Origin of the sequence: Lysobacter capsici, from assembly GCF_018732085.1 — a bacterium.
In the GTDB taxonomy this organism is placed as follows: Bacteria; Pseudomonadota; Gammaproteobacteria; order Xanthomonadales; family Xanthomonadaceae; genus Lysobacter; species Lysobacter capsici_A.
Genome location: NZ_CP076103.1, coordinates 1278734 through 1294220 on the forward strand (window position 1 = coordinate 1278734; position 15487 = coordinate 1294220).

Here is a 15487-nt window from a genome sequence, read left to right on the forward strand (position 1 = left end):
GCGCGCTATGCTTCGCGCCCGGTCCCGAGTGGGGCGCCGCGCATCGCACCGTAGCCTTGGGCCTGGACGATCCGCGCCCGCTTCGGTCCGATACGTACGGCGGCCGCGAGGTCGCCGTTTTTTGTCGCCGCGGCGCGCGCGGAACCCAACGACGGCACGCCGTCGCGGTCCGAGCCCGAAGCGGTCGTCCCGGCCCGATTGCAATCGCCACAGCGGAGGTGCGATGTCATCCAAGATCGTCCTCGGCTGGCGCGAGGTCGCCGCCTTGCCCGTGTTGGGCATCGCCGCGGTGCGCGCCAAGATCGATACCGGCGCGCGCAGCTCGGCGTTGCATGTCGATGCGCAGTGGCGCTATGTCGACGGCGGCCAGCCCTGGGTCGGGTTCCGGCTCAGTCCGGGCGTGGTCGGCGCCGACGTGATCGAAGCGGCCGCGCCGGTGTTCGACGAGCGCTTCGTGACCGACTCCGGCGGCCATCGCACCAGCCGCGTGTTCGTCCAGACCTTGCTGAGTCTGGCCGGCACCGAACGCGAAATTGAAATAAACCTGTCGGATCGTCGCGGCATGCGTTTTCCGATGTTGCTCGGCCGTACCGCGGTGACGCACTTGTTCACGGTCGACCCTTCGCGCTCGTTCCTGCATGGGCGCGCGCGGCGCCGGGTCAGTCGCAACTGAGCTGCGCGCGGACCACGCGCGCCGTCCTTCTCCCATTCACATGACTCCTGCCGATGAAGCTCGCGATCCTGTCGCGTAACACCAAGCTCTATTCGACGCGCCGTCTGGTCGAGGCCGCGCGCGAGCACGGCCACAGCGTGCGCGTGCTCGATCCGCTGCGTTGCTATATGCGCATCGCCTCGGACGGGTTCCAGATGCACTACAAGGGCCGCGAGATCGCCGGCTACCATGCGGTGATCCCGCGCATCGGCGCCTCGGTCACGCGTTACGGCTCGGCGGTGCTGCGTCAGTTCGAACTGATGGAGACCTACACGCCCAACACCTCCGACGCGATCCTGCGCGCGCGCGACAAGCTGCGCAGCCACCAGCTGCTGGCCGCGCAGCGCATCGGCCTGCCGGCGACAGTGTTCGGCGACAACCCCGACGACACCGCCGACCTGCTGTCGATGCTCGGCCCGCCGCCGCACGTGATCAAGCTCAACGAGGGCACCCAGGGCGCGGGCGTGATGCTGACCGAGAAGCTGTCGGCGTCCAAGGGCGTGATCGAAGCGCTGCGCGGGCTGTACGCGAATTTCCTGGTGCAGGAATTCGTCGCCGAGGCCAAGGGCGCGGACCTGCGCTGTTTCGTGGTCGGCGGCAAGGTGGTCGCGGCGATGAAGCGGCAGGCGCCCAAGGGCGACTTCCGCTCCAACCTGCACCGCGGCGGCACCGCCAAGGGCGTGCGCGCCAGCGCGGCCGAGCAGGAGGTCGCGGTGCGGGCGGCCCAGGTCCTGGGCCTGGGCGTGGCCGGCGTCGACCTGATCCGCTCCGACCGCGGCCCGCTGGTCCTGGAGGTCAACGCCTCGCCGGGCCTGGAGGGCATCGAGGAGGCCAGCGGGGTCGACGTGGCCAGCGAAATCATCCAGTACGTGTCCGGCCGAATCCAGCTCAAGACCCCCAAACGCGCCGGCGGAAAACGCTGAACGGGGCTCGCCGGGGCGGCCGGGCTTGCCCGATCCTGTGGAATGGCAAGCCTGGCAGGTCATCTGCCTGCGACCCGCCGAACGGCAGGTCCCCGGCCCGGAAGGCCCGGGCCGCCGGGAGCGCAACTTCAGGTTGCGATTAACTTTTATTTAACAGCGCTTTTAACGGCGGTTTAATCGAAATCCGCGTAGCGTTACCGGACCGCAGCACTGCAGCTCCTCCAAGTCGCGCTCCTCGTCAGAACGTTACGGATAGGGATCTGGTCGAAGCAGGTTACGGTAATCGGGGCAATACCCTTTTGGCCCAGGCGCGGTGGCCCCGCGTCTGGGCCTTTGTTTTTGTCGGCCGTTTTGGCGCGGTTTTCCCGGGCAATTTCGATTCAGTCGGCACGACGCGCCGAGCATGACCTTCGGCCTATACCGCCGGCTCGCCGCTTGAACGGCAGCCCCATGCCCCGTTCACCTTTCCGTTCACTTTACATTCGCTCTGGCAGAATCCTCGGCTTGCCGCCGTTGCGCATCGTGCAGCGGCCCGAATGACGGAACCCCGGGCGTCGCCGCACGGTCGAACGCCAACCCACTGGGAAGAGCACATGCGCATACTCGTGATCGAAGACAACCAAGACATCGCCGCCAACCTCGGCGACTTTCTTGAAGACCGCGGCCACACGGTGGATTTCGCCGCCGACGGCATCACCGGATTGCACCTGGCGGTCGTACACGACTTCGACGCCATCGTTCTGGATCTGAACCTGCCGGGCCTCGACGGCCTGGAGGTCTGCCGCAAGTTGCGCAACGAAGCGCGCAAGCAGACGCCGGTGCTGATGCTGACCGCGCGCGACAGCCTCGACAACAAACTCGCCGGGTTCGATTCGGGCGCCGACGATTACCTGATCAAGCCGTTCGCGCTGCAGGAAGTCGAAGTCCGCCTCAACGCGCTATCGCGTCGCGGCCGCGGCGTGCAGACCCGGGTGCTCAACGCCGCCGATCTGGAATACAACCTCGATACGCTGGAAGTGCGCCGGCAGGGCAAGCTGCTGCAGCTCAACCCGACCGCGCTGAAGATCCTGCAGGCGCTGATGGAAGCCTCGCCGGCGGTGGTCACGCGACAGGAACTGGAGACCCGCGTGTGGGGCGAGGAACTGCCCGACTCCGACAGCCTGCGCGTCCACATCCACGGCCTGCGCGCGGTGGTCGACAAGCCGTTCGACACGCCGCTGATCCAGACCCGTCACGGCATCGGTTATCGCATCGCAGCGCCCGAAAGCACTGGTTGACCGCGTGGCCTCAGGGGACCCGTCCGCATCGCGGCTGAAAAAGAAGAAGCGCTTCCGGCGACGGTTGCGCAGCCGCATCATCCTGTCTTTCGTATTGCTGGGCTTCGGCCTCACCGCGATGTTCGCCTTCGCGACCAACTGGACGCGCACGCGGGTCGAGAATCAGATCGTCGAAGACGTGATGAATCGCAACATCGACGAGTACGCGCGCCAGTTCTATTCGGCGCCGAACGCCAAGCCCGAGTTCGGCGTGCAGCAGATGCTCGGGCGGGTCGTGAAAAGCGACCGCTTCGAATCGCTGCGCACCGAGCAGCCCGACTGGTACGAACTGCCCGACGGCATCCACAACATCCAGGGCAAGAACGCGGACGGCAGCCCGTTCTCGTACAAGCTCGGCGTGCGCAAGACGCCGACGGAGTGGTTCTTCCTCGCCTACGACATGACCCAGGCGACCCGGGGCGAGGCGCAGTTCAATCGCGCGATCTACCTGTCGGTGCTGGTGTTCACCCTGTTCTCGCTGCTGGTCGGCTGGTGGGCGGCGTCGCGGGTCATGAGCCCGGTGTCGGAGCTGGCCAACCGGCTCAAGCGCTCGGGCCGCAGTTCGCAGTCCGAGGCGTTGGCCGCGCACTTCCCGGACGACGAAGTCGGCCAGCTGGCCGAGGCGCTCGACGATTACGCCGAGCGCCTGACCAACGTGGTCCAGCGCGACCGCGAGTTCAACGCCGACGTCAGCCATGAGCTGCGCACGCCGCTGGCGGTGATCAAGGGCGCGGTCGAACTGCTGCTGTCGCGGCCGGACATCGAGGACAAGACTCGCAACCGGTTGTTGCGTATCCAGCGCGCCGAGCAGCAATGCACCGACCTGATCAGCGCGCTGCTGCTGTTGTCGCGCAACGAGCGCGGCCATGGCGCGACCGACATCGCCAAACTGTCGGAACAATTGCTCGAAGCGCATCGCGCCCAGCTCGGCGGCAAGGCGCTGGCGTTGCGGGTCGAAGGCGAGCGCGGGCTGGTGGTCGACGCGCCGGAAGCCGCGGTGGCGGTGGCGCTGGGCAACCTGATCGGCAATGCGGTCAAGTACACCACCCAGGGCGAGGTCGTGGTGCGACTGCATCCGCGCTCGGTCGAGGTGATCGATTCGGGCCCCGGCCTGAGCGCCGAGGACGCGGCCAAGCTGTTCGAACGCGGTTACCGCGGCACCCACGCCGGTCATTCGCAGGGCGGCGGCATTGGTCTGTCGATCGTGCGCCGGTTGTGCGAGCTGTATGGCTGGGACGTGCGGGTGAAGCCGGGCGAGACGGTCGGGGTGGTGGCTACGTTGAAGTTCGAGCGGGTGGATTGAAGTTCGAAGTCGCGTGGCCGTGTCGGTAGTGATGGCTTGATCGATGCGGCGTGTTGCGATGCGACGCAATCGCTTAAGTTTGCCGATATCTCAGATGCGCAGTTGCGTACCAACGCACTGGCTTCGTAGCCCGCAGCCCCATGCATCGTGCCGCGTATCAATTCGCCCCCTTTAAAAAAAAAGGGCTGCGCCTTGCGTAGCAACGAGGGGTGTACATGAAACGTGGCGCGGGGGATTTGCTTCTGCTTTTGCTGTTGCGTCTTTGAAAAAGCACAAGCAAGGCAAAAGCAAATCCCCCCTGGCCCCCTTTTGCAAAGGGGGAACAGCCAAGCGCATTCGCGCCTACTTGCCGCTTCGAATTACTCGCTGCCTCAAGTTACTTGACCGCTTCGAGCCAACCGTACTTGTCCGCGGTCTTGCCGCTGAACAATCCGAAGAACAGCTCCTGGATGCGCTCGGTCACCGGGCCGCGACGGCCGGTGCCGACCTGGCGGCCGTCGACCGAACGGATCGGGGTGATCTCCGCGGCGGTGCCGCACATGAACAACTCGTCGCACAGGTACAGGTACTCGCGCGGCAGGTCGCGTTCGACCACTTCGATGCCGACGTCGCGCGCCAGGGTGATGATGGTGTTGCGGGTCAGGCCGTTGAGCAGCGCGGCGCTGACCGGGGTGGTGTGCAGCGCGCCGTTGAAGACCAGGAACAGATTCTCGCCCGCGCCTTCCGACAGCAGGCCGGTCGAGGCCAGCGCGATGCCTTCGCCGAAGCCCAGGCGACGCGCTTCGCGCGCGACCAACTGGCCCGACAGATAATTGCCGCCGGCCTTGGCGCCGGCCGGGATGGTGTTCGGCGCGAACCGCTGCCAGCTCGACACGCAGGCGTCGATGCCTTCTTCGAGCACGCTGGCGCCGAGGTACTGGCCCATCTTCCAGGTCGCCACGGCGACGTCGGTCGGGGTGTCGGCCGACAGGCCGAAGCCGCCCAGGCCGCGGTACGCGACCGGACGCAGGTAATCGGTGGTGTTGCCGTTGGCCTTGATGACTTCGTGGCACGCCTCGTTGAGCTGCGCCAACGAATACGGAATGCCCATGTCGTAGATCTTCGCCGAGGCGAACAGACGCGTGTTGTGGTCGTTCAGACGGAAGATGATCGGGCCGTTCGGCGTGTCGTACGTGCGGATGCCTTCGAACACCGACGAGCCGTAATGCAGCGCGTGCGACATGACGTGGGTGGTCGCTTCGGCCCAGCGCTTGATCGCACCGTTGTGCCAGATCCATTCGGGGTATTGCATCGTCGGCTTCCGTGGTGGGGAGGGGAAACCGCTATTGTGCCCTGCGCCCGGGCGCTGGCCCAAGCCGATGCCTCGCCGGTGCGTTGCCGCGCTGTGGCGGCACGCCTGTTCAGCCTTTGATCCACCAGCAGCCGTAGTGGCGGGTCAGGCCGAACACGGTGCGCGACGGAGTGACGCCGTTGCCGAGGGTCTGTTCCAGGCGCAGTGCGACCGGTGCGCGCCGATGCGGCGCAGGCGCGGGCGCCGCGATGGTCTGCACGGCGGCTTCGGCGGCCGGGGCCGCCTGCGACGTCTGCTCGCCGCTCATGCCGGCCGGACGCCCCAGCCCGGCGGGCGCGGACGGCGTGATCGGCGGCAGCGGCGCGAGCGCGGCGTTCGGCGCGGCCGGCGGCAAGGTGGTCCATGCGCCGGGTGCGGCTTCGGGGTCGGCCACCGACGGCATCACCGGTGCGATGTCGAGCAGCGGACGTTGCGCGATCGCATCGAGTCGTTCGATCACCGCATAGGCGCGTTCGTCGGACATGCCGGCCCAGTGATACACCGAGGCGAGCTTGTTGCCGTCGTGGGCGTCGATCGCGCTGGTGATCTGGCCGACCAGGTCGCGCAGATTGCGCGCGCAGCCGCCGGTGTAGGGCGTTTGCTGCGCCGTCGCGGGCGCGGCGCCGCGCGGCAGGCGGTCGACGCCGCCGGCGGTGGCGCAGTCGCGATCGGTGTAGACCGAATTGCCGTGTGCATCCGTGCAGCGGCGGATCTGCGCCTGGGCGGCGGCGGGATGCAGTGCGAGCCAGCTCATCGCGAGCGGCGGCAGCAGGGACAGGCAGAGTCGGGCGAACGAAGGCATCGGCGAAGACTAGCGCCGAGTGGCGGTCGTGGACAGTGCGGGGGTGTGGATTTGCGCTTGGGTCGGGATGGGCGGGTGCGGGCTTGAGTGCTGGGTTTGCTGCGATCGGAGCGAAAGGCGTCGGGCTTGAAAGCCCTCCCACAACAGCCCTCCCACAACAGCCCTCGTCGGCATCGAGGTCTTTTGTGGGAGGGCTTTCAAGCCCGATGCTCTTGTATCAGCCGCGACGAAACCCGCTGCAATCTCCCCAAAAACTCGCCGCGGCATCCACGCCGCGGCGAGCATCGGAACAAAATCATCGCGGCAACCGCAGCCACACAGCCACGGCCGCCGCGACCGCAACGATCAGCGGAACGCCGCCACCGTCGCCGCGCGTTCGTTCAACACGCGGGCATTGTTGCTCTTGGCCGCGGTGCCCATCGGCGCACCGTTGTAGGTGATGTTCGGGTTCGACCAGTAGTTCAGGCGCGGGCAGTTGGAACCGCAGCTGTAGGCCATGATCGTGCGCCACGCATTGCCCGGACCCCAGTAGCCGTGGCCGTAGGCATAGGTGGTGTTGGTGCTGGTGGCCGGATCGTGCTGCGCGCCGAAGTTGTGGCCGATCTCATGAGCGAAGCTGTAGTAACCGGTCATGCAGCTGGCGCCGACCACGGTGAAGGCACTGGCCGCGTTCGAGTTCAGATAGCCCAGGCCGCAATACGCCGGATCGGTGATGACCAGCACGTTGACGTCGGCGGCGATGCTGTTGCGGGTGGTGTGGTAGCTGTCGAGGTAGCCGTCGGTGGTGCCGCGGAAACGGCTCAGGTCGGTGTCGAAGCCGGCGCTGACATAGCTGTTGGTGTACTGGCCGGCCAGTTCGAAACGCACGTTGACCGCGCTGTTGACGAAGCTCTGGTTGCTCTCGGTGATCGCGAGGTTGGCCTTGGTCAAGGTGTTGCCGACCGCATTGGCGGCGGCCTGGGTGTAGACCACCATCACCCGCACGATGTACGGCGCTTTCTGCGCGGCGGCGGCTTCGTCGAACTTGAGATCGGTGATGCGGGGCATGATCGGCTGGGCGGTATAGGCCGCGGCCGGATGATCGGGCGGCATCAACGCTTCGTTGATCAGGCTGACGGTGTGGCCGCCGTTCTTGAGCGGATCGATGCGGTAGAGCTTGCCGCCGCTGCGCACGGTGCCGGACATCTGATTGCCCTGGCGCACGATGATGGCCGACTCTTCCGGATTGTCGATCAGCTCGGCGCCGGTGAACTGGTTGATGCGCTTGAGCTGGGCGTTCGGATCGCCGACCAGGCCCTGCCAGATCACGATGCCGTCGGCCTTGCGCTGCGCCTGCAGCTTGTGCGCCTTCAGATTGACGCCCGGCGCGAGGTTGAGCAGCAGTTCTTCCTGCGTCTCGTTGATCTGCGCGGCATCGGCGCGGACCAGGTCGACCTTGACCGCGGCGCGATCGGACTTGACCGCTTGATAGGCCAGATCGCTATTGAGGTTGCGCGCGATGCTGGCGGCGGGCGTGGAGAACAGCGGGGCCGGTTCGGCGGCCGAGGCGGCGCCGGCGAGGCCCAGCGAAAGGGCGATGGCGAAATTCAGGGGCAACAGTGTGTGGCGTGCGGACATGATGCTCACTCTCCATTGAGGGACCGCTGCGCGCCGCGAACCCGTGGCCTGGGTTCGCGACGGCGGTCGCGAGGGCATCGCTCGTCGCGGCGATGCATCCTGGAGTCAGTGGGCTACCGTCACGTCGCACGGCTCAAGACCGAACTTGTCGCAGGACAAGCGCAGGCTGAGAACTGGCTTAGCAGTTCGCCTTTGGTGCTAGGCACCAAAGGCGATTTCTGTGACGCAATTGAGATGGCTTAATGTGTCTGAATGGCAAGCCGAAGACGCTTGTCGGCGAGTGTCCGAAGCCATTCGACGCCATGTATCGGCGTCGGACGATCAGGCGATCCGCGACAACACCGTCAGCGTGGGCTTGGACAGATTGAGCGTATAGAAATGCAGGCCCGGCGCGCCGCCCTCGATCAGGCGGCTGCACAGGCGCGCGACCACGTCGGCGCCGAATTCGCGGATGCTGTCGGCGTCGTCGCCGTAAGCGTGCATGCGCTGCGCGACCCAGCGCGGAATCTCCGCGCCGCACATGTCGGAGAAGCGGCGCAGCTGGCTGAAGTTGGAGATCGGCATGATGCCCGGCACGATCGGGATGTCGATGCCGGCCGCGCGCACGTCGTCGACGAAACGGAAATACGCATCGGCGTTGTAGAAATACTGGGTGATCGCGCCGTTCGCGCCGGCGCGGACCTTGCGCTTGAAATTCTCCAGGTCCGAATGCGCGTCGCGCGCCTGCGGATGGGTTTCCGGATAGGCCGCCACTTCGATATGGAAATGGTCGCCGGTTTCGGCGCGGATGAATTCGACCAGCTCGTTGGCGTAGCGCAGGTCGCCGGCGCTGGCCATGCCCGAGGGCAGATCGCCGCGCAGGGTGACCAGCCGCTTGCAGCCGATCTCGCGATACAGCTGCAGCAGCTCGCGGATCTCGGCGCGGGTGCCGCCGACGCAGGACAGATGCGGCGCCGCGTCGAGCTGGTGTTTGGCGCGCAGCCGGCGAATGGTCTCGGGCGTGTAGCTCAGGGTCGAACCGCCGGCGCCGAAGGTGCACGACACGTAGTTCGGCGCATACGGCTTGAGCTTGGCCGCGGTCTTGTCGAGCTGACCGCGTTGTTCGTCGGTCTTGGGGGGATAGAACTCGAAGCTGATCGGCAGCATGGGCGGGGCCGCGGCGGTGGGAAGATTCGATAATATCGCTTTATCGCGATGAATGGTATCGAGGGCGCCGGCGGATGGCCGGCGAGGGCAAGGGCCAGCCGGTTGCGCCTCGCGCGTGCGGTTGCGCGGTGCGCATGGCGCGGTCCGCGTCGCGGCTTGCAGGCGATCAATACGCGACGCAGACCTGCTGCGATCGCGCCGCCACTGCGCTATAGATGCGAGCGGTTCCCCCAGCCCGTTTCGTCATGTCCGAACACCCACTCGACAACCCGATCTGGCGATCGCTGCGCAGCCGCCACCGGACGCTCGCCGTCGGCGACACGCGCATCGCGCGCTATCCGGCGCAGATCGCGCCGTTCCTCGGCGTGGCCGAGGCCGGCGAAGAAATCGACGACCTGTTGCCGACGCTGCTGCCGCCGGGCGACACCGCGCTGCTGCTCGGCCGCACCCCCGCGGTGTCCGCGCGATGGGAACTGCGACATATCACCGACCTGGCGCAGATGATCTGTCCCGAACCGATCGACGTACCGCCGCAAGACGACGCCACGCGCATCGTCGAACTCGACGCGAGCCACCGCGACGACGTACTCGCGCTGACCGCATTGGTCTACCCGCATTACTTTCGTCCACGCACGATGGACCTCGGCCGCTACTTCGGCATCTACCACGACGGCCGCCTGGCCGCGATGGCCGGCGAGCGCATGGGCACCGACGACTACACCGAACTGAGCGCCATCTGCACTCATCCGGACTTTCTCGGCCGAGGCCACGCGCGCCGGTTGCTGATCTACTTGTCCAACGACAACCACGCGCGCGGTCGCATGCCGTTTCTGCATGTGAGCCACGAGAACCCGCGGGCGATCGGGTTGTACGAGCGCAATGGTTATCGGCTGCGGCGGGATATTGCGTTTTGGTCGTTGCGGCAACGGGGCGATTAGGCGATGTGCAGACGCAACGCCAGGCGTTCCGGCCGGCGCGACGGCTTCGGCGCGGCGCAATAGCGAAGACCACCCGCCGCTCCTCCAGCCCCCAAACCGCTCGCCACCCACCGCGGCCGCTCGTCATTTATCCGCCGGCGCGGCGCAGGGAACCGGGCAAGGTGCCTCCACCACCCCGGCTCTGGAGCCCTTCGATGAACCCGCTATCCCGTTCGCGTTTCCTGCGTCGTATCGCGTTGGCCGCCGCTGTGTTGATCGCGGCCGGCAGCGCCCAGGCCAAGACCGTGCAGTTCCAGGACTTGTCCGTCGAGGTCGTCGGCAAGGGACGGCCGGTGCTCATGATTCCCGGGCTCAACAGCGCCGGCGAGACGTGGCGCGAGACTTGCGCGGCGTTGCAGGCGGACCATGTGCAATGCCACATCGTGCAGTTGCCCGGTTTCGCCGGCGCGCCGGCGGTCAAGACCGATCGCTTCGTCGATTCGATGCGCGATCGCCTGCTGGCCTACATCAAGGATCGCAAGCTGGCCAAGCCGGTGGTGATGGGGCATAGCCTGGGCGGGTTCATGGCGCTGGAGATGGCGATCGAGCAGCCCAAGGCGATCGATCGGTTGGTGATCGTGGACTCGCTGGCGTTCCTGGGCGCGTTGCAGAACCCGGCCGCGACCGCCGAGTCGGTCAAGCCGATGGCCGAGGCCATGCGCAAGCGGATGACCGAGCAGGATGCCGACACCTACCGTCTGGGCGTCGCCAACGCGGTCAAGGGCATGAGCCTGGACGAAAAGCGCGTGGCCACCTTGGTCCAATGGGGCGAGGCCAGCGACCGCGCGACCACCGCGCAGGCGATGTACGAAATGATGATCACCGACTTGCGTCCGCAACTGACGAAGATCAAGACGCCGACCCTGCTGCTCGGCTCGTGGGCGGCGTATGCCAGCTACGGCGCCACCAAGGAGTCGACGACCGCCATCTTCAAGGCCCAGTATGCCACGCTGGACGGCGTGCGTATCGAACTGAGCCAGGCCGGTTACCATTTCCTGATGTGGGACGACCCGAAGTGGCTGCAGGATCAGGTGCGCGGCTTCATCGACGCGGATGCCGGCCACGGCGGTTGATCGCGCCATTGCCGTGATGCCCAAGCACGGCCGCGGTTCGCCGCGGCCGTGTTCTGTCTTATCGACGCTGTGTTTTTTTCGACGGAAACCGCCGCATGTCGCGAACGCAACTGCGCACCGCCCTGGCCGACGCCGCGTTCTGGACCGGCCTGGCGGTGTTCAACCTGACATTGGCGAGCGTATTCGGCGGGTTGAGTTCGGGCTCGACCCTGATCAGCGTGCTGCTGTCGCTGGAGCTGTGGGCGGTCGGCGGCGCGATGCGGCGGATCGCATTGCGGCGGCACTGGTTCGAACGCGGACCGGTCCGCCTGGCGCTGCGTTTGTCGCTGTGCATCCTGCTCGGCGCGACCCTGGCGCAGTTGCTGCTGATCCCGGCGTTGCAACTGGCGCTGAGCCAGGGCTGGGTGTCGTTGCCGCAGTCCACCGGTTTTCGCCCGGCGATGCTGTTCGTGTACTGGGCCAATACCGCGTTCATGCTGGGCCTGTGGGCGGCGTTGTGGAGCTGGACCATGGCGATGCAGCGTTATCGCGAAGGCGAGATCGCCCGGCTCAACGCCGAGTCGCTGCGCAATGCGTTCGAACTCGATGCGCTGCGCGCGCGCCTGAACCCGCATTTCGTATTCAACGCGCTCAACAACCTGCGCGCGCTGATCAACGAGGACACCGAGCGCGCGCGCGAACTGGTCACGCGGCTGTCCAACACCTTGCGCCATGCGCTCGATCACAGCCAGCGCCAGCAGGCCAGCCTGGCCGAGGAGCTGGCGGTGGTCGAGGATTATCTCGCGGTCGAAGCGGTGCATTACGAGGATCGCCTGCGCGTGCAGCGCGACATCGATGCGAACGCGTTGAGCGCACGTTTGCCGCCGATGGCGCTGCAACTGTTGGTCGAGAACGCGGTCAAGCACGGCATCGCCTGCACGCCCGGCGGCGGCGAACTCAGCATCAAGGCGCATTGCGAAAACGCAACGCTGCACATCGAGGTCGGCAATCCCGGCCGCATCGACCCCGAGCCGGCGCGACGCGGGGTCGGTCTGGCCTACCTGCGCACGCGGCTGGCCCATGCTGGCAACGCCGGGCATTTCGAACTCAGGCAGCGCGGCAACCGGGTGATCGCGCAGTTGGAGATACCGCAATGAATGCTCGCGCGTTGCGCGTGTTGATCGTGGACGACACCCGCCTGGCGCGGCAGGAGTTGCGCACCCTGCTCGCCGAGCAGCCCGACATCGAACTGCTCGGCGAAGCCGACGATGTGCCCTCGGCGCAGGCGGCGATCGCGCGGCTGCGTCCGGATCTGGTGCTGCTGGATATCCAGATGCCGTCGGGCACCGGCTTCGATGTGATCGAAGGGCTCGACAGTGCGCCGCTGGTGGTGTTCACCACCGCCTACGACCAGTACGCGGTACGCGCGTTCCAAGCCAATGCGCTGGACTATCTGGTCAAGCCGGTCGACGCCTCGCGTCTGGCCGAGGCGCTGCAGCGCGCGCGTGCGCGGCTGCCGGAAACGCCGTGGCTCGGCGCCGCGCCGCGCGGGCTGCTCGGCGCGGACGATCAGGTGTTCCTGCGCGAAGGCGAGCGCTGCTGGTTCGTCGCGCTGCGCGAAATCAGCAAGATCGTGGTCGACGGCAATTACGCGCGGGTCTGGTTCCGCGGCGAATGCGCGCTGCTCGCGCGCAGCCTGAGCGCACTGGAAGCGCGGCTGGACCCGGCGCTGTTCTTTCGCGCCAACCGCAACACCCTGGTGAATCTGCGTGCGGTCAAGGCGATCGATCTGGCGGTCAACGACGGTTTCGAACTGGAGCTCAAGGACGGCAGCCGGATCGAGGTGTCGCGGCGACAGTCGCGCGAGTTGCGCGAGCGCTTGGCGTTGTAGCGATGATGGCCGGGATTTGAACTCGGCGGTTTTGGGGGGGCGATGGAATGAAGGCTTCGTTTGTGGATTCGGTCGTCGGTTCGACAGTCGTCAGCGCGGTCGCGCTTGCGGTGGCGCTGGTCATCGTGATCTTCGAGCTTTCGCTGCTCTGCTCGCCCTTGATTCTGGTCGCGCCGGTCGGCGCGACCTGGTTCATTCGCAGGCTCAGCAACAGGCCTTTAAACCCGCAGCCTGAGGCTTATGCGCTTTCGAAGAAGTAGGCCAGTACCGTGGTGTCGATGAAACCGTGAGCGAGCATTCGCTCCGACAGCGTCGTGCGGGCTTCTTCGAAAGCCAGCTCGCGCAAGCCGTGTCGGTCCAGCAGCGCGCGCAAGGGAGCGGTGCTCGCCCGCAAGTGGAGGTCGTCTACCGCCAACTGATGCAACGTGTCCGATACGTGATATGCGAGCGCCACATAGATCCGCAGGTCGAAGCGGATCAGCAGGTCGGCGCGCGCATCGTGGCCGAGCGCGATAGCGAACCGGTGGGCATACAGATCGTTGCCGGGCGGGTAAGCGCGGATATGCGGTTCGTGGCGCTTGAGAATGTCGAGCACGATTTGCCATTCCGCATTCGGCGGGTCGGCCTGCGGCAGATAGTCGTGTTCGTGTGCGAAGGCTTGCAGTTGGGCCAGCACGGCTGTCATGGCGGGCGCCCCGCGGGATGAGTTCGCAGCGTACAAAAAAAACGGGCGCCGAAGCGCCCGTTTTGGTTTTCATCGTCGCGGCCTTGCGGCGGCGAGCGATCAGTAGCGGTAATGATCCGGCTTGTACGGGCCGTCCACCGACACGCCCAGGTACTTGGCCTGGTCGTCGGTCAGGGTGGTCAGCTTCACGCCGATCTTTTCCAGGTGCAGGCGCGCGACTTCTTCGTCGAGCTTCTTCGGCAGGATGTAGACCTTGGCCTCATAGCTGTCCTTGTTCGCCCACAGGTCGATCTGCGCGAGGGTCTGGTTGGAGAACGAGTTCGACATCACGAAGCTCGGGTGGCCGGTGGCGCAGCCCAGGTTGACCAGGCGGCCCTCGGCCAGCAGGAAGATCGAGTTGCCGCCGGCGAAGGTGTACTTGTCGACCTGCGGCTTGATGTTGAGGTGCTTGGCGCCGGAAGCGACCAGCGCGTCGACCTGGATCTCGTTGTCGAAGTGGCCGATGTTGCACACGATCGCCTGGTCCTTCATGCCCTGCATGTGGGCCAGGGTCAGCACGTCCTTGTTGCCGGTGGTGGTGACGTAGATGTCGCCGCGGCCGAGGGTGCTCTCCACCGTGTTGACTTCGAAGCCTTCCATCGCCGCCTGCAGGGCGTTGATCGGGTCGATTTCGGTGACCACGACGCGGGCGCCGTACGCGCGCAGCGAATGCGCCGAACCCTTGCCGACGTCGCCGTAACCGCACACGACCGCGACCTTGCCGGCCAGCATCACGTCCATCGCGCGCTTGAGGCCGTCGGCCAGCGACTCGCGGCAGCCGTAGAGGTTGTCGAACTTCGATTTGGTGACCGAGTCGTTGACGTTGATCGCCGGGACCAGCAGGCCGCCGGCTTCGGCCAGCTGATACAGGCGATGCACGCCGGTGGTGGTCTCTTCCGACACGCCCTTCCAGTCGCGCACGACGGTGTGCCAGAAGCCCGGACGCTCGGCATGCACGCGCTTGAGCAGATTCTTGATGACTTGTTCTTCGTGATTGCCCGACGCGGTGTTGACCCAGCCGTCGCCGTTTTCGAGCTCATAGCCCTTGTGGATCAGCAGGGTCACGTCGCCGCCGTCGTCGACGACCAGCTGCGGGCCGAGGTGCTTGTCGGTGCCGTTGCCCGGGAAGGTCAGCGCTTCGAGCGTGCAGTCCCAATACTCTTCCAGCGACTCGCCCTTCCAGGCGAACACCGGGGTGCCGCTGGCGGCGATCGCCGCGGCGGCGTGGTCCTGGGTCGAGAAGATGTTGCACGAGGCCCAGCGCACGTCGGCGCCGAGGTCGCGCAGGGTCTCGATCAGCACCGCGGTCTGGATGGTCATGTGCAGCGAGCCGGTCACGCGCACGCCCTTGAGCGATTGGGCGACGGCGTACTTCTTGCGGATCGACATCAGGCCCGGCATTTCGTGCTCGGCGATGTCGATTTCCTTGCGGCCCCAGTCGGCCAGGGTGATGTCGGCGACCTTGTAATCGCCTTCGGTCGAGAAGGTCTTGGGTACTGCGTTCATTGGATGTCGCTCCAGTTCTTTGGGGAGCCGGCGGATGCCGGGGTCCGGCGAGTCGTTGGACTCAAACCGGGCGCCGTTGGGACCTGCGCCTCGCCGAGCCTGGCCGTGGCGTTCACGGTCGCAGCGCCCCTCGACGGGCTGAGCGCGCAGTATATCGCGGCGCCGATGACCGCCGCACGGCACGCCGT

Annotated in this window: 16 protein-coding genes and 1 riboswitch; of the genes, 10 read left to right on the top strand and 6 right to left on the bottom strand. The window is 66.4% G+C overall.

Annotation, left to right across the window (positions count from 1 at the left end):
* Positions 1–223: 223 nt before the first annotated feature.
* From KME82_RS05225 to KME82_RS05240, 4 genes are all read left to right on the top strand, one after another.
* Entirely contained in the window at positions 224–673 is a 450-nt protein-coding gene (locus KME82_RS05225; protein WP_215497583.1) for an ATP-dependent zinc protease family protein, read from the top strand.
* Positions 674–726: 53 nt separating this feature from the next.
* Entirely contained in the window at positions 727–1635 is a 909-nt protein-coding gene (gene rimK / locus KME82_RS05230; RefSeq protein ID WP_215497584.1) for a 30S ribosomal protein S6--L-glutamate ligase, read from the top strand.
* A 593-nt stretch (positions 1636–2228) separates the two neighbouring features.
* On the top strand, positions 2229–2912 hold the full coding sequence (locus KME82_RS05235) for a response regulator transcription factor (protein ID WP_215497585.1): 684 nt from the start codon (positions 2229–2231) through the stop codon (positions 2910–2912).
* A 4-nt stretch (positions 2913–2916) separates the two neighbouring features.
* Complete coding sequence (locus KME82_RS05240) at positions 2917–4254, top strand: sensor histidine kinase (protein WP_046655619.1); 1338 nt, start codon at positions 2917–2919, stop codon at positions 4252–4254.
* Positions 4255–4630: 376 nt separating this feature from the next.
* Here the strand turns inward: KME82_RS05240 and KME82_RS05245 are convergent, their stop codons facing one another.
* Positions 4631–5545 carry a branched-chain amino acid transaminase gene (locus KME82_RS05245; RefSeq protein ID WP_215497586.1) on the bottom strand — a complete coding sequence of 305 codons (915 nt, stop codon included), beginning with the start codon at positions 5543–5545 and terminating at the stop codon, positions 4631–4633.
* A 109-nt stretch (positions 5546–5654) separates the two neighbouring features.
* Positions 5655–6338: a DUF4124 domain-containing protein gene (locus tag KME82_RS05250; RefSeq protein ID WP_215497587.1), complete on the bottom strand. Its 684-nt coding sequence runs from the start codon at positions 6336–6338 to the stop codon at positions 5655–5657.
* 83 nt (positions 6339–6421) lie between these two features.
* Between KME82_RS05250 and KME82_RS27040 the strand changes: the two genes are divergently transcribed.
* Positions 6422–6826: a DUF6053 domain-containing protein gene (locus KME82_RS27040; RefSeq protein WP_430538796.1), complete on the top strand. Its 405-nt coding sequence runs from the start codon at positions 6422–6424 to the stop codon at positions 6824–6826.
* On the opposite strand, the gene KME82_RS05255 is transcribed toward KME82_RS27040, so the two are convergent.
* Together KME82_RS05255 and metF are read right to left on the bottom strand one after the other, a co-directional pair.
* A complete protein-coding gene (locus tag KME82_RS05255) occupies positions 6732–8003 on the bottom strand; it encodes a M12 family metallo-peptidase (protein WP_215497588.1) in 1272 nt (423 codons plus the stop codon). The two genes, KME82_RS27040 and KME82_RS05255, sit on opposite strands and share 95 nt — an antisense overlap.
* 321 nt (positions 8004–8324) lie before the next feature.
* Positions 8325–9149: a methylenetetrahydrofolate reductase [NAD(P)H] gene (gene metF, locus KME82_RS05260; RefSeq protein WP_215497589.1), complete on the bottom strand. Its 825-nt coding sequence runs from the start codon at positions 9147–9149 to the stop codon at positions 8325–8327.
* A 245-nt stretch (positions 9150–9394) separates the two neighbouring features.
* Between metF and KME82_RS05265 the strand changes: the two genes are divergently transcribed.
* The 5 genes from KME82_RS05265 (at position 9395) to KME82_RS05285 (ending at position 13329) form a co-directional block, all read left to right on the top strand.
* Positions 9395–10087 carry a GNAT family N-acetyltransferase gene (locus KME82_RS05265; protein ID WP_215497590.1) on the top strand — a complete coding sequence of 231 codons (693 nt, stop codon included), beginning with the start codon at positions 9395–9397 and terminating at the stop codon, positions 10085–10087.
* A gap of 194 nt (positions 10088–10281) precedes the next feature.
* Positions 10282–11199 (top strand): alpha/beta fold hydrolase, encoded by a 918-nt coding sequence (locus tag KME82_RS05270; RefSeq protein ID WP_215497591.1) that lies wholly within the window; start codon positions 10282–10284, stop codon positions 11197–11199.
* Positions 11200–11294: 95 nt separating this feature from the next.
* Positions 11295–12335, top strand: coding sequence for a sensor histidine kinase (locus tag KME82_RS05275; RefSeq protein WP_215497592.1), 1041 nt, complete (start codon positions 11295–11297; stop codon positions 12333–12335).
* Positions 12332–13069, top strand: coding sequence for a LytR/AlgR family response regulator transcription factor (locus KME82_RS05280; RefSeq protein ID WP_215497593.1), 738 nt, complete (start codon positions 12332–12334; stop codon positions 13067–13069). Before KME82_RS05275 ends, KME82_RS05280 begins: the two co-directional genes overlap by 4 nt.
* 47 nt (positions 13070–13116) lie before the next feature.
* Positions 13117–13329, top strand: coding sequence for a hypothetical protein (locus KME82_RS05285; RefSeq protein WP_215497594.1), 213 nt, complete (start codon positions 13117–13119; stop codon positions 13327–13329).
* On the opposite strand, the gene KME82_RS05290 is transcribed toward KME82_RS05285, so the two are convergent.
* Positions 13308–13754 carry a hypothetical protein gene (locus KME82_RS05290; protein ID WP_215497595.1) on the bottom strand — a complete coding sequence of 149 codons (447 nt, stop codon included), beginning with the start codon at positions 13752–13754 and terminating at the stop codon, positions 13308–13310. The genes KME82_RS05285 and KME82_RS05290 overlap by 22 nt on opposite strands.
* A gap of 99 nt (positions 13755–13853) precedes the next feature.
* Entirely contained in the window at positions 13854–15299 is a 1446-nt protein-coding gene (ahcY, locus tag KME82_RS05295; protein WP_215497596.1) for an adenosylhomocysteinase, read from the bottom strand.
* 61 nt (positions 15300–15360) lie between these two features.
* Positions 15361–15437, bottom strand: a riboswitch (S-adenosyl-L-homocysteine riboswitch).
* Positions 15438–15487 lie beyond the last annotated feature (50 nt).